Here is a 20,189-nt window from a genome sequence, read left to right on the forward strand (position 1 = left end):
GAACGGCAGCGAAAGCAGGCGTCAGACGTGCGCCAGATCCATGAATGCGAACTTTATGCCATCCGGGATGGTCTGCGATGTGGGAAAGGACACGTTGCGGCAAAAAGCGCTGGCAGGCTGCTGCGGCGCCCCATGCGGCGCCGGGGTGGGCATTGTTACAGGCGGGTTTGTAGAAAATACCCGGCCTGGCCCGAACGTGAAGATGGTTGCCTCCCGAGCGAAGCCTGCCGGTGCCGCTCTGTTGAAGATATTTCCCTTTGCGACGGCTTATGCGCGTATGCTGGGATTGCCATCCGGCAAGCAAACCATCAGGAGCACCACCATGGCCAAGAGTCAGTTACGCGGCAACCGCGAGGCAAAGAAGCCGAAGCAACCCAAGAAGCCGTCTCTGCCGGCAACGCCGTTCGGCGCGGTTCATTCGCGCGTCGGCAATGACGGCGCTGCCAAGAAAAAGACCTGAATCGGGTTGACGAAGAATGTATCGAACAGCGACCCTCGCAACCCGGGGACGCTCTCCATTGGGAAACGATACTTCTGCAGCAAAGGCGCGGACCATTTCGGGAGGCGCATCATGATCCACTACAACGCAGACCAGACTTTCCGCGGACTTCCGCTCACTGCCGAGCAGGATTCGGAAGTACGTCACTACATGCACAGCAAGACAAGGCTGGGCAAGCCATGGGATACCTCGGAGCTGCAGGGCATGCTCGATGACATGCTGCTGCCGCCAGCGGGCGAGGATGACGGCCAGGGCGCATCGCCGCAGGCATCGGCTGCCGCAGAGCGCGCCGCCGCGTTCATCGATCAGGCCATGGAGCCGATCGAAGCCTACGAGGAATGGAACGCCGCCATGGAGGCGGAGAGCATGAAAGGGGACAAGCGCTGAGGCCGGCGCGCGCGCTGGCTGCTACCAGGTCGAGATGGCCTTGATGGTGGCAAGCGGCATTTCAATCCCGGCTGCAGGGTCGGTCAACGCCTGGATCTCGATAAACGGGCGCTCCGACTCGACCTTGCCGAAGATCGCGGCAAACGGTATATCGGCGGCATCGCGGCCGGTGCCGATGCGCAGCAGGCCGCTCGGAATCGACACCCCCGAAGGATCAAGCAGATACCAGCGGTGCGACAGGTAGATCTCCACCACTGCATGGAAATCCGGCGCGCCCATGGCCGGGTCCGCGCCGTAATCCAGGCTGCTGGACATGCGCGCCGGGATACTCAGGGCGCGGCAGATGGCAATCATCAGGTGGGCAAAGTCGCGGCAGACGCCGGTGCGCTCAACGACGGTGTCGGTCGCCGAGGTGCGCTCGTTGGTGGAGCGCGAGAGAAAGCGCACATGGTTGCGCACCCATTCCCGAATCGCATAAACGCGGGAATAGCCGGGCGGCATGGCACCGAACTCGCGCATCGCGAACTCCATCATGCGGTCGGATTCGCAATAGCGGCTGGGTGCCAGGTAGGGCAGGATCTCGAAGGGCAGCTCGGCGACAGGCACCTCTGACAGCTGGTTACCGTCATCGAAGCGATGGTCGATGTCGACCACGGCTTCGTAGCGGATGGCAAGGCGTCCCTTGTTCGCGCGGATCCTGAGCATGCGGTTGTGCAGCACGGGATCGGTATAGCGGGCCGCGAGAATGGGCGGCGTGAGCGTCAGCTGCTCGGAGACGACCGCTTGCCTTTCGGTCCGGGCGGCCTCAAGGATAAACAGGAAGTCCGCCGTGGGATCGAAGATCTCGTAGGACAGATTCACCAGGTAGCGGAGGCGGTTCATCATTCATCCGCCCGAGGCTGAATCGGGATTCCGAAGCCCCGATACCCAGCAAGTCGATCCATGGCTTCCTCCCGTTTTCCGGTCTTGCCCCATCCTACACCGTTCAGGCGGTGCCCGATGATGAGACCGCCCTCACAGCGCAAGCTATCCCTTTTGGGTAACACGGGTTGTGATGACGGCGTGGCAAGTCTATTGTTAATCAGTGACATAGCGAATTTTCTTCGCGAATAAGGCACATATGAAGTATGTCTCTCTGCCCGTAGTTCCCGATTCCCGTCGGCACGCACCGAAGGAGTACCACCGCCAGCAGCCCGGGGAGCCGCACAAGACCAGGCAACCCGGTCAGCATGATCCGATGAGTGAGCAGGTGGCGGACCCCTGCGACGCGCCGTCGCGGCAGTAATGGCGACCGTACGGCAAGGCACTCATTCACAACCCGATACAGGACGACAACGTGGCACTCACTTTTCCCAATCCAAGCCGCAGCTATGACACGGTCAAGCACTGTGTCTGGTTCTGGGGTTATGACAACGCCAGCGAGATCACTTTCCTGGTGGAGGAGCACGTCCTGAAGCATTTCGAGTCGGCCATCGGCCCCGATGAAGCCGACGTGCTGGCGGTCTTCGACCGGCATCGCGACCAGATCCTGGAGATTGCCAGGGCGCGCTATGGCGAAGGCCAGCAGAAGATCTACGCGCTGCACTAGACGCCGCATCTGACGCCGCGCCAGGGAAGCCGGACGCTCACCGCCACCGCGAGCTCAGCCCCGGCGTTCCTTCATTTCTTCCATGTGCCACGGCGCGCCGCTGGCCCGATGCAGCAGCCGCACCGGCACCGCCTGCACCTTCCAGATCCGCTCGCAGTACTCGCGAATCGCACGGTCTGACGAGAAGCGTCCCGAGCGCGCGCACGACAGCACCGACATCCGCTGCCAGCGCGGTGTATCGCTGAACGCGGCCGACACGTGCTGCTGGCAATCCACATATGAAGCAAAGTCTGCCATCAGCAGGTAAGGGTCGTTGCGCAGGTGTTCGTCGAACTGCGGCCGGAACAGCACCGGGTCGCCGCGCGAGAAAAACCCCTGGTGGATCAGGTCGATCACCGCGCGCAGCTGCGCGTTTTCGTGGTAGTACGTGGCCGGATCGTAGCCGTCGGCCCGGAGCGCGTAGACCTCGGGCGCAGTCAGGCCGAAGGGGAAGAAGTTGTCCGCGCCGACGGCCTCGCGCAGTTCGATGTTCGCGCCGTCCATGGTGCCAATGTTGATCGCACCGTTCATCGCAAACTTCATATTGCCGGTGCCGGACGCTTCCTTGCCTGCCAGCGAGATCTGCTCGGCGAGGTCGGCCGCCGGGTAGATGCGCTGCCCGTAGCTCACGTTGAAGTTGGGCAGGAAGACCACCTTCAGCCGGTCGCGCACCTGCGGGTCGCGGTTGACCACGTCTGCCACCGACGTGATAAAGCGGATCATCAGCTTGGCGTAGTGGTAACCGGGTGCGGCCTTGCCGGCAAAGAGGAAGGTGCGAGGCACGATCTCGGCGTGCGGATCGGACTTGATGCGGTGATAGAGCGCGATGATGTGCAGCACCGCCAGATGCTGGCGCTTGTACTCGTGGATGCGCTTGACCATCACGTCGAACATGGAGTCGGGGTCGACCGTCACGCCGGTGGCGTCGCGGATCAGCGTGACCAGCTCCAGCTTGTTTTCCCGGCGTGCACGCTGCCATTCCTGGCGGAACCCTGCGTCCTCCGCAAAGGGCTCCAGTGCGTGGAGCCGGTCCAGGTCCGCGATCCAGCCGTCGCCGATGGCCTGCGTCACCAGTCGCGTAAGGCGCGGGTTGGACAGCGCCAGCCAGCGGCGCGGCGTGACGCCGTTGGTGATGCTGGTGAATTTCTCCGGCCACATGGCGTAGATGTCCTTCAGCACGTCTTCCCGCATCAGGCGCGAATGCAGCTCGGCCACGCCGTTGATGGCGTGGCTGCCGAGGCAGGCCAGGTTGGCCATGCGCACGTGGCGCTCGCCGCGCTCGTCGATCAGTGAGAGCCGCGCCAGCCGCGATTCATCGCCAAAGAAGCGGATCCGTACCTCGTCCAGGAAGCGCGCGTTGATCTCGAAGATGATCTCCAGATGGCGCGGCAGCACGCGGCCGAACAGGGGCAGCGGCCATTGCTCCAGCGCCTCGGGCAAAAGCGTGTGGTTGGTATAGGCGAAGGCGCGCCGCGTGATGTCCCAGGCCTCGTCCCACGGCAGGTCGTGTTCGTCCACCAGCAGCCGCATCAGCTCGGCGATGCCCACGGCCGGATGGGTGTCATTGAGCTGCACGGCGAATTTCTCGTGAAAGCGCGTCACCGGCATGCCGTCGGCCGCAAGCAGGCGCAGCATGTCCTGCAGCGAACAGGCAACGAAGAAGTACTGCTGCTCGAGACGCAGTTCCTTGCCCTGCTGGGTCTCGTCGTTGGGGTAGAGCACCTTGGTCAGGTTCTCGGAGGTGACTTTCTTGCTGACCGCGCCAAGGTAGTCGCCGCGGTTGAAGGTGTGGAAGTCGAACGCCTCGGTGGCCTCGGCGCGCCACAGCCGCAGCGTGTTGACGGTGTTGACGCGGTAGCCGAGTATCGGCGAATCGAAGGGCACGCCGACCACGGTCTTGGCGGGCACCCAGCGCACGCGGTAGTGGCCGCGGTCGTCGGTGTAGTGCTCGCTATGGCCGCCCAGGCGCACCTGCACGGCCCATTCGGAACGCTGGATCTCCCACGGATTGCCGTTGCGCAGCCAGGTGTCGGTCTTTTCCACCTGCATGCCGTCGATGATGGTCTGCTGGAAGATGCCGTATTCGTAGCGGATGCCGTAGCCCAGCGCCGGTATCTCCAGCGTCGCGAGCGAATCCATGAAGCACGCCGCCAGCCGGCCCAGGCCGCCGTTGCCCAGGCCGGGCTCGTCCTCCTGCGCCAGGATCTGGTCCAGGTCGAGCCCGAGCGCGGCCATGGCGGCCCGCACTTCGTCGAAGATGCCGAGGTTAACCAGGTTATTGCCCAGATGCGGTCCCATCAGGAACTCGGCGGAGAGATAGGCCACGGTGCGCGACGGCTGGCCGAGATAGGCCTCGGCGGTGCTGATCCAGCGCTGCACCAGGCGGTCGCGCACGGTATGGGCCAGCGCCTGGTAGAGGTCGTTCTGGCTGGCATGGCCGGGCAGCTTGCCCTGCGTGTGGAACACGTGGTCCAGGAAGGCGCGCCGGATGGTGGCGCTGGACAGGGCGGTGCGGGTGTCGTCGGCGTGTTCTGGCCGAGGGGCTTCCTTCATCGGGTTCCTCCTGCGGACGGTGTTCAGCGTGGGCGCGAAGGGCCGGTACGGCCGGTGCGTACGGCGTCGGCGCGCGCCCGTGCGGCGGGGGTATCGAACAAGTGGCGGACATCGGCATCCAGCCGGCGCAGCCAGTTGGGGTGGCCGCTGGTGGTGCCGGGCAGGTTGGTCTGTTCGACGGTGCCCAGCAGGTCTTCCACCGGCAGCAGGCGCAGCGGCGTGCCGGCGCGGCTGAGCCATGCCAGCACGGCATCCAGCGGCGCATGGTCGGGCCCGGGCTCGGCGCCGCTCGCGAGGCCGGCCTCGCTCAGCGCCTGCCACAGCGCGGTCCGTTCCAGCGCGCGCGAGGCGTGCGCCGCGGCGGGCGTTTCCCCGGGCGGGAACAGGCCGAGCCGGCCGCGCCAGTCCAGGTCGCGCCCGGCCCACCATCCGGCCACGGTGGGCAGGTCATGCGTGCTGGTGGTGGCGACAGCATTGGCGGGCCATTCCGCGGGCGGCAGGAAGGCGGGCGGGCCTGGCGGAACTGCGGTCGGGCTATCCACTGCGGCTTCCTCGTCCGTGGCGCGCTCGAACCACAGCACATCGATCCCGAGCACACCGCGCGCAGCCAGCGTGGCATTCAGGTCCGCCGGGACGGTGCCGAGGTTCTCGCCGATGATGATGGCGCGATGCCGCCACGACTCCAGCGCGATCAGGCGCAGCAGCGCCTGCAGCGGATAGGTGAGATATGCGCCTTCCGTCGCCGCGGCGCCCGCCGGTACCAGCCACATGCGTGCCAGCCCCAGCGCGTGGTCGATGCGCAGGCCGCCGGCGTGCGCCAGGTTGGCGCGCAGCATTTCGATAAAGGCCGCGTAGCCGTGCTGGCGCAGGCCGCGCGGGGAGAACACCGCCACCCCCCAGTCCTGCCCCAGCGGGTTGTAGATGTCAGGTGGCGCGCCCGCATGAAAGCCGGCCAGGATTTCCTGCTGGCGCGACCACGCGTGGCTGCCGCCCGGATCGGTGCCCACCGCCAGGTCGGCAATCACGCCAATGGCCATGCCGGCTTCGCGCGCGGTACGCTGGGCGCCGGCCAGGCCCTCCGCGGCCAGCCATTGGAGGAAGGCGTAGTAGCCGATCTCGTTGGCGTGGGCGCTGGCAAATGCGGTCACGGCGGCATCCCCCGGCGAGCGCAGCGTGACCGGCCAGCAGCGCCAGTCGGTGGCGCAACCGGCATTCATGCCGTTGGTGGCGTCGGCAAGGCGGCTGGCCTGGATGGCTTCATAGCAGGCGTGGGCGTGCAGCGCGTTGCCGCCGCGCGCACGGAACGCTTCGCAGGCCTGCAGTTGGCCGGACGAGAGCAGCCGGTCGCGATGCTGCCAGAGCCAGCGCAGCACCTGGTAGCGCAGCGTTGAGAGCGCGATCCAGTCTATCTCCTCGCGCGCTTCCAGTGCCGCCAGCGTTCCGGTGGCGCCCAGGGCGCCGAGGGCCTGGTCGACAGCGGCCTGGCCAAACACCGCTGCCGGATCGGCGTAGAGCGGATTGAGCAGCAGTCGGCTGGACGGCGCGTAGGGGCTGTAGCGGTCGGGCAGCGCGGCAAAGCCGGCATGCACCGGGTTGATGGCGACGGCATCCGCCTGCTGGCGTGCGGCGCTCGCGCAGCACTCGGCCAGCGCGGTCAGGTCGCCCATGCCGGTTGGCATGCCGCGCCGCAGGGCATAAAGCTGCACGGACAGGCCCCACGGGCGCGCGGCCTGCTGTGCACGGCCGGCATGGCGCAGCGCGTCGGCCACGCCGTAGCAGCGCGGTGGTGCCACCGCGACGGTTGCAGAAGTCTCGCCGATGCGCAGGTGGTGGTAGCCGCACACGTCCACCGGCGGCAACTCCATCGCGCCGTCGTCGCGCCGCACGGCGGTGCCGGTGACCAGGGCGCCGTCTTCCAGCTCCAGCCGGTAGGGGCGCTGGCCGACCGTGTGCGCCAGCGGCACCACCAGGGTCTCGCCGCGCTCGGCGGTCAGCAGGGGCGGCAACTCCTGTGTGGCGTCATCGGCAGCCAGCCAGGCGCGCGATGCCTCGCACTGGCCAGTAGTGGCACAGGGCAGGCCAAGGCCGTCCAGCACACGGCGCAAGGCGTCTTCCGGCACATCCCGGGGCTGGCTCCATGCGTCCAGCCAGCGCGGCTGCAGGCCGGCACGGATCGCTAGCAGCTGCAGCGGCGTGGGGGCCTTGCGTGCCATCTCGGCGGATGCCGGCTTGTGCATCATGTCAGGGGCTCCTGGTCGTGACCGGCTTCGTGCGCGGCAGTGGCTGCGTGTGCTGGATCGGCCTGTGCGGCGAGCAGCACCAGCGAGTTCGCGGGCACTGCCTGGATTGCCACGCCGCCTGCCTGCCCGCCGGCACCTTCCGGCGCGTCCGGGCGGCTGCTGTCGAACAACAATTGCCATTCAAGCACCGGCTCGGGCAAATGGAAAACCACGTCCGCATTGCTGGCATTCAGCAGCAGCAAGGTCACCTGCACCTGGCCGGCGTCGCCGGCGGGGCTGCCGGGCACGTCCGGCTGCCACGTTTCGCCGGGCGGCGCGGCAGCGCGGCGCAGCGCCAGCGTGCGGACCTCGGGATTGGCCCACTGCTCGGGCGCGGGCGGCTTGCCATCGGTATCGAACCAGGCGATGTCGACAATGCCGGGCGCGGGCTCGTGGCGGGCGTGCGCGAAACGGTTCGCGGTGAGGGCGTGCAGGCGGCGGCGCAGCGCCAGCAGCCGGCGCACCATCTGCTGCATCGGCTGTGCCGCCGCGACCTGCGCCTGCTCCCAGTCCAGCCACGACAGCGCGTTGTCCTGGCAATAGGCGTTGTTGTTGCCTTGCTGGCTGCGGCCCCATTCGTCGCCGGCGGTCAGCATGGGCGTGCCCTGCGCCAGCAGCAGCGTCGCCATCATCGCCTGCGCCACGCGCGCGCGCCGCGCCAGGATGGCGGGATCGTCGGTGGGGCCCTCCACGCTGCCGTCGGGGCTCCAGTTGGCGCTGGCGTTGTCGTCGGTGCCGTCGCGGTTGTCTTCGCCGTTGGCCTCGTTGTGCTTGGTGCTGTAGCTGACCAGGTCGGCGAGCGTAAAGCCGTCATGCGCGGTAATGAAGTTGATGCTGGCCCACGGCTGGCGGTGGCGGCGGTCGAAGAGGTCGGCCGAACCGGCCAGCCGCGCGGCAAGTTCGCCGCGCTGGCCCGCATCGCCGCGCCAGAAGCGCCGCACGCTGTCGCGGAACTTGTCGTTCCACTCGGCAAAGCCGGGCGGATGGTTGCCCAGCTGGTACCCGCCCAGGCCCAGGTCCCACGGCTCGGAGATCAGCTTGACGCGGCTGAGCACCGGGTCCTGCAGCAGTGCGTCGAAAAAGCCGGCACCGGGATCAAAGCCATTGCCCTCGCGCCCCAGCGTCGTGCCGAGGTCGAAGCGGAAGCCATCGATATGGAAGCACTGCGCCCAGTAGCGCAGCGAATCCATCACCATCTGCAGCACGCGCGGATGGGCCAGGTTGAGCGTGTTGCCGCAGCCGGTGTCGTTGACGTAGTGGCGCTCATCGCCGGGCATCAGGCGGTAGTAGCTGGCGTTGTCCAGGCCGCGCCACGAGACCGTGGGCCCCAGTTCGTTGCCTTCGCAGGTGTGGTTGTAGACCACGTCGAGAATGACTTCTATGCCGGCCGCATGCAGCCGGCGCATCGCGACCTTGAATTCCTGGAGCTGGCTGGTGCCCAGATAGGCGGGCTCCGGCGCCAGGTAGGCCAGCGTGTTGTAGCCCCAGTAGTTGCGCAGGCCGCGCTCGAGCAGGAAGCGGTCCTGCAGGATGGCATGCACGGGCAGCAGTTCGACGGTGGTAATGCCCAGCCGCAGCAGGTGGTCGATAAAGCGCGGATCGCACAGCGCGGCAAAGGTGCCGCGCAGGTGCGGCAACAGGCCTTCGCGCAGCATCGACAGCCCGCGCAGGTGGGCCTCGTAGATGACGGTGTCGGGCCACGGCACGCCCGGCAGGCGGTCGTCGCCCCAGTGGAAGCTTTCGTCCACGACCACGCCCTTGGGCATGTTGGCCGCGCTGTCGCGGCGGTCTGGCGTGAGGTCGCCGCGTGCGCTTTGCAGGCGGTAGCCGAACAGGGCGTCGGACCAGCGCACCGGGCCGCTCAGATGGCGGGCGTAGGGATCGAGCAGGAGCTTGTGCGGGTTGAAGCGATGCCCGCGCGCCGGATCATACGGGCCAAAGGCCCGAAAGCCGTAGAGCGTGCCGAGCGACGCGTTGGGCAGATAGCCGTGCCAGATCTCGTCGGTGCATTCCGGCAGCGGCAGGCGCGCCAGTTCCTTGCGGCCGTTGGAGGAGAACAGGCACACGTCGATGCGCGACGCATTGGCCGAGAACACCGCGAAATTCACGCCAAGCCCGTCCCAGTGGGCGCCGAGCGGATAGGGTTTGCCGGGCAGGAGGCGTTCGGTGAGTTGACGCGGCATGGTCAGTCATGGGTTCCGGCATAGCGCAGCACGAGCGTGGACAGCGGCGGCAGCGTCAGCACCAGCGAGGCCGCCTGCCCGTGCGAAGGCACATCGGCCGCCATCACCGCGCCGCCGTTGCCGACATTGCTGCCGCCGTAGCAGGCGGCATCGGTATTCAGGCATTCTTCCCAGCGGCCGGCAAACGGCACGCCAACCCGGTATTCATGGCGCGGCACCGGCGTCATGTTCACCACCACCAGCACCACCTCGTGGCTGTCCGGCGCCGCGCGGCGCAGCCACGCGAACACGCTGTTGTGGTTGTCGTCGCCCACCACCCACTGGAAGCCTTCGGGCCGGTGATCCATCGCATGCAATGCAGGCAGTTCGCGATAGAGGTGGTTGAGGTCGCGGATCAGCGTGTGCATGCCGCGATGCATGGGCTGGTCGAGCAGCGGCCAGTCCAGTTCGCTGTCGTGGTTCCACTCCTGCCACTGGGCCAATTCTCCGCCCATGAACAGCAGCTTCTTGCCAGGGTGGGTCCACATGAAGCCATAGTAGGCGCGCAGCCCGGCAAAGCGTTGCCACTCGTCTCCGGGGCTCTTGCCGATCATCGAGCCCTTGCCGTGCACCACCTCGTCATGCGACAGCGGCAGTACGAAGACCTCTGACCACGCATAGACCAGCCCGAAGGTCATGTCCTGGTGATGCCAGGCGCGATGGACCGGTTCGTGCGAGAGGTAGCGCAAGGTGTCGTGCATCCAGCCCATATTCCACTTGAAGTCGAAGCCCAGTCCGCCGCTCGCCACGCTGGCGGTGACCCCGGGCCACGCGGTGGACTCCTCGGCGATGGTCAGCGCGCCGGGACAGCGCTCGTGCACCACCGTATTGAGTTCGCGCAGGAAGTCCACGGCCTCGAGGTTCTCGCGCCCGCCAAACCGGTTGGGCACCCACTGGCCCGGCTCGCGGCTGTAGTCGCGATAGAGCATGGAGGCCACCGCATCGACGCGCAGGCCGTCGGCGTGGAAATGCTCGAGCCAGTGCAGCGCCCCGGCCAGCAGGAAGCCGCGCACCTCGTTGCGCCCGAGGTTGTAGATCAGTGTGTTCCAGTCCTGGTGGAAGCCCTCGCGCGGGTCTTCGTGCTCATACAGCGCCGTGCCGTCGAATCTTGCCAGCCCGTGCGGGTCGGTGGGGAAGTGCGCCGGCACCCAGTCCAGGATCACGCCGATGCCGTTCTGGTGACAGCGGTCGATGAAGCGGGCGAATGCCTGCGGCGGCCCCAGCCGCGCGGTCGGGGCGTAGAGCGACAGCGGCTGGTAGCCCCATGAGCCGCCAAACGGATGCTCGGTAACCGGCAGCAGCTCGATATGGGTAAAGCCCAGCTCGCGCACATACGGGATGAGGCGCTCGGCAAGAATGTCCCAGCCACGCGCGGTATTGTTGGCCGCGCGCAGCCAGGAGCCGGCGTGGATCTCGTAGACAGACATCGGCGCGCGATAGGGATCGGCGCCTTCGCGCTGGCGAAGCCAGGCCGCATCGTGCCAGTCGAACGGCGGCGCGGAGGCGCCTGGCGCCGCGACCACCGATGCCGTCGCGGGCGGCGCCTCGGTGGCCAGTGCCAGCGGGTCGGCCTTGTCGGGCAATTCCGCGCCGTGCGGGTCAAGCAGGTCGAACTTGTAGCGCGCGCCCGGCTGTGCGCCCAGCGCGGCCGGCACGAACAGTTCCCAGATGCCGCTCGGGTGCCGCAGCCGCATGGGATGGCGGGCCGGATGCCAGCCGTTGAAGTCCCCGATCACCGAGACGCGCTGCGCGTTGGGCGCCCACACCGCGAAGCGCACGCCCTCCACGCCGTCGACCTTGCGCCACTGCGCGCCCAGGCAGGCGCCCAGCTCGAAATGGCGGCCTTCGGCGATCAGGTGCAGGTCCAGTTCGCCGAGCAGCAGGCCAAATGCGTAGGGATCGGCGCTGAACTGCTCGCTGCCGTCCGGCCAGCGGATGCGCAGGCGGTAGTTGCCCGGCAGCTTGTCAAGCCGCCCGGCGAAGATGCCGCCAGGGTGCGCGGGTGCGAGGGTGGCAAGCGGCTGCCCGTCGGGGTCGGCCAGCTCGACCGAAACAGCTCCGGGCAGGCAAGCACGCACCACCACGCCCTCAGCGTCGGGATGCGGCCCGAGCACGGCAAACGGATCGGCATGCCGGGCCGCCATCAGCGCATCGAGATCGGCCTGTGCGACGGGTGCGCCGTGGCCCGCGCGCGCGCTGGTGTCTGCACCGTTCATGGCGACTCCTGGTCAGGCGCCAGCAGCGTGCGCACCAGCCGCGCCAGTCCGCTGGTGGGCAGGTCGATCCACGCCGCGCGGTTGGCGGCTTCATAGCTGACTTCATAGGCGGCGCGCTCCAGCAGGAACAGGTCGAGCAGCGGCTGGAACTGGCCGGGCTGCACCCAGGGCCGGGGCGAGGCTTCCATATGCTGCCGGTAGCAGTCGAGGAAGGCTTCGCTTGCCTTCTCGCGGAACTGCTCGAGCAGCGCGGCACGACGTTCGGTCAGAGCCGGCGGCAGGGCGGCATGGGTGCGTTCCTGCCGGTCGGTGCCGACGGTGGCCGCGGCGTAATCCAGCGAGCGCAGCAGGCCGGCCACGTCGCGCAGCGGCGAGGTCTTGCGCCGGCGCCAGGCCAGCGGCTGGCCCGGTTCGCCTTCGAAGTCCACCAGGTAGGTATCGTTCTGCGCGATCAGCACCTGGCCGAGGTGGAAATCGCCGTGAATGCGTGTCTGCAGGCTGCCTGGCGCGGCCGCCGCCAGCCGTTCGGCCAGCGCCGGCAGGTGCCCGCGCAGGGCCAGCAGGGTCTCCACGTCCTCGTGGTAGGTGGGCTGCGGCGATTGCGCGGCCGCGCCGGCGCGCTGCTCCAGCAATGTCATGGCGTGCTGCAGGATGTTCACGGCCTGGGCGGCCCATTGCCGCGATTCGGCTTCGGTGGCCGGTTCCGGGTCAAACGCAGGATCATCCGCGGGCCGTGCCAGCACCGCGTGCAACTCGGCCAGCCGGCGGCCAAGCGTGCCTGCCTGCGCGGCATAGCCGCTCATCGCCTCGGCAAAGTCGTCTTCGCTTTCCGTTGCCGGCAGGGCATCGTCGATGCTGCGGCCAAGGTAGTCCAGCGTCCAGTCCCAGCCGTTGCCCTGGTTGAGGATGTAGCCCTGCAGCAGCATCAGCGTATGCGGGGTGCCGTCCTCGCCGGTGCGTACCACCTCGCCCAGCAGCGGTGGCGAATGCGCATAGCCCTGGCTGGTCAGGTAGCGCGTCATCTCGGCCTCCGGATGCAGGCCGCCCGAGACGCGGCGCACCAGCTTGAGCACGGCGGTGTTGTTGTAGGTCAGCGAGCTGTTGGACTGTTCCGCCGACAGCCACTGGATGGTCTCCTGTTCGGGATGCACCGCGGCCAGCCCTGGCTCGGCAATAAAGCGGATGGTGTCATGCGGTCCGCGCATCTCGGCGCCGTTGCGCAGCGCCTGCACCACCTCGCGCGCGAAGGGCTCGAGCACGAAGCCGTCCGTGGCCAGCCCGATGCGGCTACCCTGGCGCACGCGCGCCATCGACAGCCCCTGCACCAGCTGCGAAACCCCGTCGGCGCTTTCGCGGTCCCACAGCAGTCCCACCGGCAACTGGTAGCGCTCGGTGCGCCCGGGCAGGGTGACTTCCACCTCGCCGAGGTAAACCTCTTCGCCGGCGATGCCGCGGGCAAACGGCAGCAGGTAGGCCATCGATACGCGTTCGATGCCCTCGTGCTTGCCGCCGAACCAGCGGCGGCGGCTGATGTAGTGCGGCAGCACCTCGGCGGCCATGATGCGGCGCGACGCCTCGGTCAGCTCGGGGCGGCCGATGTTCTGCATCACCAGCGTGATCTGGTCCGGCATCTGTTCAGGCGCTTCGACGTGCCAGGACGGTGGCTCCGCCTCGTCGCTCAGCACGAACCAGTAGAAGCCATAAGGCGGAAGCGTGAGCAGGTAGGTCAGCTGGCCGATCGCCGGGAAGGGCGTGGCGCCCATCATCTCCACCGGCACGCGGCCGTTGAAGGCGGACAGGTCCAGCTCCACCGCCTGCGGCGCGCGCGACAGGTTGGCGACACACATGATGTGCTCGCCCTCGTATTCGCGCAGGTAGGCGAGGATCTTGCGGTTGCCGGGAAACAGGAAGCGCAGCGTGCCGCGGCCGAAGGCGCGATGCTTGCGCCGCAGCGCCAGCATGCGGCGCATCCAGTTCAGTTGCGAATGCGGGTCGCGCGCCTGCGCCTCCACGTTGACCGCTTCATAACCATACAGCGGCCCTTGCAGCGGCGGCAGCACCAGCCGCTCGGGGTCGGCGTGCGAAAAGCCCCCATTGCGGTCGGGCGACCATTGCATGGGCGTGCGCACGCCGTCGCGGTCGCCCAGGTGGATGTTGTCGCCCATGCCGATCTCGTCGCCGTAGTAGATCACCGGCGTGCCCGGCATAGAGAACAGCAGGCTGTTCATCAGCTCGATGCGGCGGCGGTCGCGCTCCATCAGCGGTGCCAGCCGGCGGCGGATGCCGAGGTTGATGCGCGCGCGGCGATCGGAGGCATAGACCTCCCACAGGTAGTCGCGCTCGCTGCTGGTGACCATTTCCAGCGTCAGCTCGTCGTGGTTGCGCAGGAAGATCGCCCACTGGCAGTTGGGCGGCAGCTCCGGCGTCTGCCGCATGATGTCGGTGATCGGGAAGCGGTCTTCGCGCGCGATGGCCATATACATGCGCGGCATCAGCGGGAAGTGGAAGGCCATGTGGCATTCGTCCCCCTCCGTTTCGGGCTCGTTGCGGCCGAAGTACTGCTGGGCGTCTTCCGGCCACATATTGGCCTCCGCCAGCAGCACGCGGCCGCGATAGCGGGCGTCCAGGTGCGCGCGGATATGGCGGATGGCGGCGTGGGTCTCGGGCAGGTTCTCGTTGCTGGTGCCCTCGCGCTCCACCAGGTAGGGGACCGCGTCGAGGCGCAGCCCGTCCACGCCGATATCTAGCCAGAAGCGCATCACCGACAGCACCTCGTTCATCACCTGCGGATTGTCGAAGTTGAGGTCGGGCTGGTGCGAGTAGAAGCGGTGCCAGAAGTAAGCGCCGGCCACCGGGTCCCAGCTCCAGTTGGATTTCTCGGTATCGCAGAAGATGATGCGGGTGCCGGCGTAGGCCTGGTCATGGTCGGACCAGACGTAGTACCTGCGTGCTGCCGAACCGGCCTTGGCCTTGCGCGCGCGCTGGAACCACGGGTGCTGGTCGGAGGTATGGTTGATGACCAGCTCGGTGATCACGCGCAGCCCGCGCGCGTGGGCCGCGGCGACGAAGCGGCGCGCTTCCGATAGGGTGCCGTAGTCGGGGTGCACGTTGCGGTAATCCGCGATGTCGTAGCCGTCGTCGCGGCGCGGCGACGGGTAGAACGGCAGCAGCCAGATGGTATCCACACCCAGGTCGACCAGGTAGTCGAGCTTGGCCAGCAGGCCGGCAAAGTCGCCCACGCCGTCGCCGTTGGCATCGTAGAAGGACTTGATGTGCAGCTGGTAGATGACGGCGTCCTTGTACCACAGCGGGTCGGCATTGAGCAGGGCGGCGTGACCGGGTTCCGTGAGGCGTTTCATGCGTCTCTCCGCTATGCGCCGTGCGGGTCGGTGCCCGCGTGCCGCGGGCTGCCGGCGCGTGGGACGGGCCGCTCGAGCGGCGTGACGTGCCACACCGAGAACGGCAGCTGCGCCGGGTCCAGACGGATGCGCTGGTGCTTGCCGCGCACCTCGAAGCGATGGCCGTGCATCAGGTCGTGCGCGGCGAGTCCGGCATGGTCGGGCAGGCCCCATTCCCACAGCGGGACTTCGATATCGGCTTCATGCGCGGCGCGCGGGTCAAGGTTGATGGCGACCAGCAGTACGTCATCGCCGAACAGGTAGTCCGTGCCGGGCAGGAAGCGGGCAAACCAGAGCACCGCGTCATTGCCGGCATGGTAAAAGCGCAGGCCGAGGTGATTCTGCAGTGCCGGGTGGCCGGCGCGGATCTGGTTCAGCCGCGAGATCTCGGCCACGATATTGCCGGGCTGATGCCAGTCGCGCACGCGCAGCTGGTACTTCTCGGAGTCCAGGTATTCCTCGCGCACCTTGCCGTGGAGCACGAGCGGCGCGGCCTCGCACAGCTCGAAGCCGCTGTACATGCCCCACAGGCCGGACAGCAACGTCGCCAGCGCGGCCCGGATCAGGAAGGCCGGGCGGCCGCCGTCATGCAGGAAGTACGGGTTGATATCGGGCGTGTTGACGAAGAAATGCGGGCGGAAGTAGTCGCGCAGCGGGCTCTGCGTGAGCTCGGTCAGGTATTCGGTCAGCTCGGCCTTGGTGTTGCGCCAGGTGAAATACGTGTACGACTGGCTGAATCCCAGCTTGGCCAGGCGCGCCATCATCTTGGGCCGCGTAAAGGCCTCGGCCAGGAAGATCGCGTCGGGGTAGTGCGAGCGCACGTCGGCGATCATCCATTCCCAGAACGGCAGCGGCTTGGTGTGCGGGTTGTCCACGCGGAAGATGCGCACGCCTTGCCCGGCCCAGTACATCCCCACATCGCGCAGCGCCTGCCACAGCGCTGCCGCGGCGGGTGCGGCGGCGTAGAAGTCGACGTTGACGATGTCCTCGTATTTCTTGGGCGGGTTCTCGGCATAGCGCAGCGAGCCGTCCGGCCGGTGCGAGAACCACTCCGGATGCTGCTTCAGCCACGGATGGTCCAGCGAGCACTGGATCGCAAAGTCCAGCGCCAGTTCCAGGCCCTGCGCCGCGGCGGCCTCGCGCAGCCGCCGGAAATCCTCCACATTGCCCAGTTCGGGGTGGATAGCATCGTGGCCGCCTTCCGTCGCGCCGATCGCGTAGGGGCTGCCCGGGTCCTCCGGCTCGGCGCGCAGGCTGTTGTTGCGGCCCTTGCGATGGGTCTGGCCGATCGGGTGGATGGGCGGGAAGTACAGCACGTCGAAGCCCATTGCACGGATTGCCGGCAGCCGCGCGATGACATCGTCGAAGGTGCCGTGGCGGGATTCGTCACCGCTCTCCGAACGCGGGAAGAGTTCGTACCAGCTGGCAAAGCGGCTGGCCAGCCGCTCGGCTTCCACCGGCATCCATACCGGATGGCGCGTGGCGAACGGGCGCCCCGCGGGCGTCTGCATGGCGGCGTGCATCGCGGCAGCGGTGCGCGGCGACAGCAGGATCGCTAGCCGCGCGGCATCGTCGCCGGCGGCGGCCGTCAGTTCGTCGACGATGGCGCTCAGCGTGCTGTCGGGCGGGGGCGCGTCTCCCTTTGCCGGCATCAGCGCATCGGCCACCAGGCGCGCGCCTTCCTCGGTTTCCAGCCTGACATGGACGCCGGCGGCGCGCTTCTTGCCGACCTCGTCGAGCCAGCTGGCAAAGCCGTCGCGCCAGGCCTCGACGGTGAACTCATGGCGGCCCAGCGCGACCAGCGGGAAACTCCCCTGCCAGATGTCGTTGATGACGTGATGCATCGGTTCGGACTGCCAGTGCGTCTGCCCCGGCGCGCGCCACAGCACCTCCGCGGCGATCTTGTCGTGCCCGTCCATCCAGATATCGGCGGTGACTTCGACCCGCTCGCCCACCAGCCGGCGCACGGCAAAGCGGCCTGCATCGCAGGCAGGCGCGACCTGCTCGATGGCAATGCGCGGGGATTCCAGCGCCGCCACCACGCCGCCGAGCCCGGTCGCGCTGATGGCTTCCACCGCGCGCGGCTCGCGCGCGCCCTGGCCCGGCGCCGATGCCTTCAGCGCGAGCGGTGCCGGCACGGCTTCGTACAGGCGGATATCGGCAGGGGCCAGCGTGATGGTGCCGAGGGCGTCGAGCGCGGTATCTGCCTCGAGCGATCCGCCGGGGCCGCCCACCGAGGCTTCGAGCCGCGCGGCTGGCCGGGGCAGCGTGCTCAGCACGCGGTCGGCACCGAGCGTGCCGGGTTGTTGCGGACACGGGTTGACCACCACGGCCAGCGCGGGATCCTGCTGCGCACCGTCGCCATCGGCATCGCAATCCGGCGCCGGCAGGCGTGCCAGCACGGTAAGCGGCGCATCGGGGCCGCTCAGCAGCCGCACCGACAGGGCCGGCGCGGGATCGCGGGCAGCCAGCCAGGTGTTGGCTTCGAGCAGTTCGTGGGTGAGGTCATACGGCGCGCCTTCGCGCGCCCCCTCGTCTGCGGCAAGCGGATCCGGCGCATGCGCGCCGCCAGTCTCGAAGCCGGCGGGCACCAGGATGCCATCGCCAATGGCCGCCGCCGTCCACAGCGCGCGGCGCGCGGCCAGCGCGTCCTGGCTCGCGGGCGTCAGCGCCGGCGCCGCCAGCACCCGCCCGAAGCGGCGCAGCCGCTCGATTTCTTCGGTCAGCCACGCGCTGCGATAGTCCCACCACGGCAGCGAGCAGAAGGCGCCGTCGAACTGGCCCTGGGCCAGATCGTCGAGCTGCGCGGGCGACAGGCCAGGCGTCCAGGCGAGGAACAGCGGCGCCGTGCCGTCCTTTGCCAGTCTCGCCTGGTCGCGCATCGCGCGGGTCAGTTCGCCCCAGTGCCGGCCGGCTACCCGCGCCGGCGCGCGGCAGCAAAAGCCCGCCACCCCGGCAGCCGTGGCCAGCCGCAACTGCGTGGCCCACCATTGCACCAGCGCCTGCGCAACGGCGCGATCGTGCCAGCGCAGGCGACTGCCCGGCAGATGGGTGTCGGTATCGTGAGGCGCGAAGGCCGGTGCGGCGTGGTCGATCCAGCCCTGGTCGATGTCGGCGCCGTTGGCATGGTAGCGGTCCAGCGATATATCCAGCAGCGGGGCGATGCCATGCTTGCGGCAGGCGGCAAGCAGGCCCCCCAGCGAATGCAGGTGGGAAGCTTCAGGGTCCTGGCTGGTGTCGGCAGCGCCGCCGGCCGGTATGGCCCAGCCGCTCAGCAGCACGTGATCGAAGCCCAGCGCGGCCGCCCGCAGCAGGGTCTCGTGGTGGGCATCGGGTGAAGCACTCTGGTCAATCTGGCAGATCCGCACGTGGTGTCCTTGGCGTGACTCGGTCTGTTTGCAAAAAACAGTACCGCCTGCCTGTCGGCATGCGGGGTTTTCCCGGTGATGCGAAGCGCGTGCCAGCCACGCGCAAGGCGCGACGGATACTGGCCGACGCGAGTCAGGGCAAGGGCGCACGCGTGGCCGGGCAATGTGGCGCATCCGCTGCGGGATGTAAAAATTACAGCCGGCGCGAGTACCGATGGAAAAAATGCGCGTCGCCCCAGCGGGCCTTCCCGTGCTTATCAGTACGCTTTGCCATGGGAGCGATCCGGTACGCTTCTTGCCGTATCGTTTCAGGGTAGCGGACGTGAGCCTCGAGGAGGGCGCTGGATGGATCTGCTGGATGCAATGCAGTGGCCGGCCATGGTCATCACCGTTGCCGCCACCTGGCTGGTGGGGTCACGGTCCATCGCGATGCGCCGCGCCGGCTTCTGGGTGTTCCTGCTCAGCAATGCCTTGTGGATTGCGTGGGGCTGGCACGGCGGCGCCTATGCGCTGGTGCTTCTGCAAGTGGCACTGGTGGCAATGAACGTGCGCGGCATGCGCGAGGCACGCAAGGCCTGGCGCGCGGCCTCACGCGACAGGGTGGCGCAAGGTGTGCGGGCCGATGCTGCCCGCACCGACAGGCCGGCATGACGGCACGCCAGCATCACGGACGTCTCGCGGCCGCGCCGCTTCGCCGGCTCTCCCGAGCCGGCGGCGTCAGTTCCACCGCGCGCTGCCCCAGCTGCCGCTGCAGTTCGATGGCGTTGCGGTAGTGGTGCACGAGCAGCAGCCTGAGTTCCGGATCGGGAATGGCTTCGCGCAGGATGGCGCCGTAGGCTGCCGCGGCGCGGCCGGCATGGCGTGCGGCGCTGCGCAGCAAGGACGATTCGCCGCGCACGGCGTGCGTCACCGTGTCGTTGTCGAGCGCCACTCTCTCGACCACATGCGCGGCAACCTTGTGCTGCGCTTCATCGTCACCGACCGTGCCCGGATAGCCCTGGTGCGACTCCATGCAGGCGCTGGCCCGGTACGCAAGGTCAGCCGCCGCGGCGTGCTGGATCTCGGCCCGGCGCGACAGCATTGCGCGCAACTGCGGGTCGGCGGCCGACGCGGCAGCAGCGTCCAGCGCCCGGGCACACAGTTGCGCGTGCCGGCTCAGCCGTGCGAGGCGGGTGGTAAGCGCATCCATCACTGCATCCGTGCTGACTTCAGTACTTCGGCGCCGGGTCCGGCGAATCGCCCTTCGGGCCGGACGGCGCGTCCGCGGTGGGTGCCGGCGGCGCGCCCTGTTCGCGCGGCTTCTTGTGGCGTGCGGGCGACGAGGGCTGCTTGGCGGATTTGCTCTTGGACATTGCCTTGTGGTCCGAGTCACTCATTGCGCCCATATCGCCGGTGGCAGGTGCGTTGCGGGTGGTGCCGGCGCTGTCGCCCGGCTGCGCGCTCGGATTCGGCGCGTTCGGCGAAGCGGGGGCCTGCTGCGCGAAGGCGGGCAGGCCGAATGCGGTGCCAAGAACCAGGGCCGCGCTGGCCAGGGTGTGTTTCATGGTTGTCTCCTATGTTTCACGCCCAGACTTCAGGGGGCGCAAGGCCCGGATTACGCTCCGCAGCCTGGTACTTCGGCAACCCGTGAGGCGATCTGT

The 20,189-nt window shown here is 68.2% G+C and carries 13 protein-coding genes; 4 read left to right on the top strand and 9 right to left on the bottom strand.

Annotation, left to right across the window (positions count from 1 at the left end; translation table 11 throughout):
- Positions 1-40 precede the first annotated feature (40 nt).
- The gene (locus tag RM96_RS38535) at positions 41-460 is read left to right on the top strand and encodes a hypothetical protein (RefSeq protein ID WP_152624069.1); all 420 of its coding nucleotides are present in this window, start codon (positions 41-43) and stop codon (positions 458-460) included.
- Between the two features lie 111 nt (positions 461-571).
- Complete coding sequence (locus RM96_RS08875; RefSeq protein ID WP_039009809.1) at positions 572-886, top strand: hypothetical protein; 315 nt, start codon at positions 572-574, stop codon at positions 884-886.
- A gap of 21 nt (positions 887-907) precedes the next feature.
- On the opposite strand, the gene RM96_RS08880 is transcribed toward RM96_RS08875, so the two are convergent.
- Positions 908-1,768 (bottom strand): transglutaminase-like domain-containing protein, encoded by an 861-nt coding sequence (locus RM96_RS08880; protein ID WP_039009940.1) that lies wholly within the window; start codon positions 1,766-1,768, stop codon positions 908-910.
- 454 nt (positions 1,769-2,222) lie between these two features.
- Between RM96_RS08880 and RM96_RS08885 the strand changes: the two genes are divergently transcribed.
- Positions 2,223-2,474 carry a DUF1488 domain-containing protein gene (locus tag RM96_RS08885; protein ID WP_039009811.1) on the top strand — a complete coding sequence of 84 codons (252 nt, stop codon included), beginning with the start codon at positions 2,223-2,225 and terminating at the stop codon, positions 2,472-2,474.
- Positions 2,475-2,528: 54 nt separating this feature from the next.
- Here RM96_RS08885 and RM96_RS08890 read toward each other — a convergent pair whose 3' ends face one another.
- The 6 genes from RM96_RS08890 to RM96_RS08915 are packed head-to-tail and all read right to left on the bottom strand — an operon-like array spanning position 2,529 to position 18,549.
- Positions 2,529-5,066, bottom strand: coding sequence for a glycogen/starch/alpha-glucan phosphorylase (locus tag RM96_RS08890; RefSeq protein ID WP_039009812.1), 2,538 nt, complete (start codon positions 5,064-5,066; stop codon positions 2,529-2,531).
- Between the two features lie 23 nt (positions 5,067-5,089).
- Positions 5,090-7,306, bottom strand: a complete 2,217-nt coding sequence (gene malQ, locus RM96_RS08895; protein WP_443112247.1) for a 4-alpha-glucanotransferase — start codon at positions 7,304-7,306, stop codon at positions 5,090-5,092.
- Complete coding sequence (gene glgX, locus RM96_RS08900; protein WP_052279403.1) at positions 7,303-9,528, bottom strand: glycogen debranching protein GlgX; 2,226 nt, start codon at positions 9,526-9,528, stop codon at positions 7,303-7,305. The genes malQ and glgX overlap by 4 nt, the downstream gene beginning before the upstream one ends.
- Before the next feature lie 2 nt (positions 9,529-9,530).
- Positions 9,531-11,783 (bottom strand): 1,4-alpha-glucan branching protein GlgB, encoded by a 2,253-nt coding sequence (glgB, locus tag RM96_RS08905; RefSeq protein ID WP_039009815.1) that lies wholly within the window; start codon positions 11,781-11,783, stop codon positions 9,531-9,533.
- Positions 11,780-15,142 carry a maltose alpha-D-glucosyltransferase gene (gene treS / locus RM96_RS08910; RefSeq protein WP_039009816.1) on the bottom strand — a complete coding sequence of 1,121 codons (3,363 nt, stop codon included), beginning with the start codon at positions 15,140-15,142 and terminating at the stop codon, positions 11,780-11,782. The genes glgB and treS overlap by 4 nt, the downstream gene beginning before the upstream one ends.
- A gap of 11 nt (positions 15,143-15,153) precedes the next feature.
- Positions 15,154-18,549: an alpha-1,4-glucan--maltose-1-phosphate maltosyltransferase gene (locus tag RM96_RS08915; RefSeq protein WP_039009817.1), complete on the bottom strand. Its 3,396-nt coding sequence runs from the start codon at positions 18,547-18,549 to the stop codon at positions 15,154-15,156.
- A gap of 345 nt (positions 18,550-18,894) precedes the next feature.
- Between RM96_RS08915 and RM96_RS08920 the strand changes: the two genes are divergently transcribed.
- Positions 18,895-19,200: a hypothetical protein gene (locus RM96_RS08920; protein ID WP_052279404.1), complete on the top strand. Its 306-nt coding sequence runs from the start codon at positions 18,895-18,897 to the stop codon at positions 19,198-19,200.
- Positions 19,201-19,213: 13 nt separating this feature from the next.
- On the opposite strand, the gene RM96_RS08925 is transcribed toward RM96_RS08920, so the two are convergent.
- Positions 19,214-19,738 carry a hypothetical protein gene (locus tag RM96_RS08925; protein ID WP_052279405.1) on the bottom strand — a complete coding sequence of 175 codons (525 nt, stop codon included), beginning with the start codon at positions 19,736-19,738 and terminating at the stop codon, positions 19,214-19,216.
- 19 nt (positions 19,739-19,757) lie between these two features.
- Complete coding sequence (locus tag RM96_RS08930; RefSeq protein WP_039009819.1) at positions 19,758-20,093, bottom strand: hypothetical protein; 336 nt, start codon at positions 20,091-20,093, stop codon at positions 19,758-19,760.
- Positions 20,094-20,189: the final 96 nt, after the last annotated feature.

It is taken from the genome of Cupriavidus sp. IDO, from assembly GCF_000812465.1.
Classification (GTDB): domain Bacteria; phylum Pseudomonadota; class Gammaproteobacteria; order Burkholderiales; family Burkholderiaceae; genus Cupriavidus.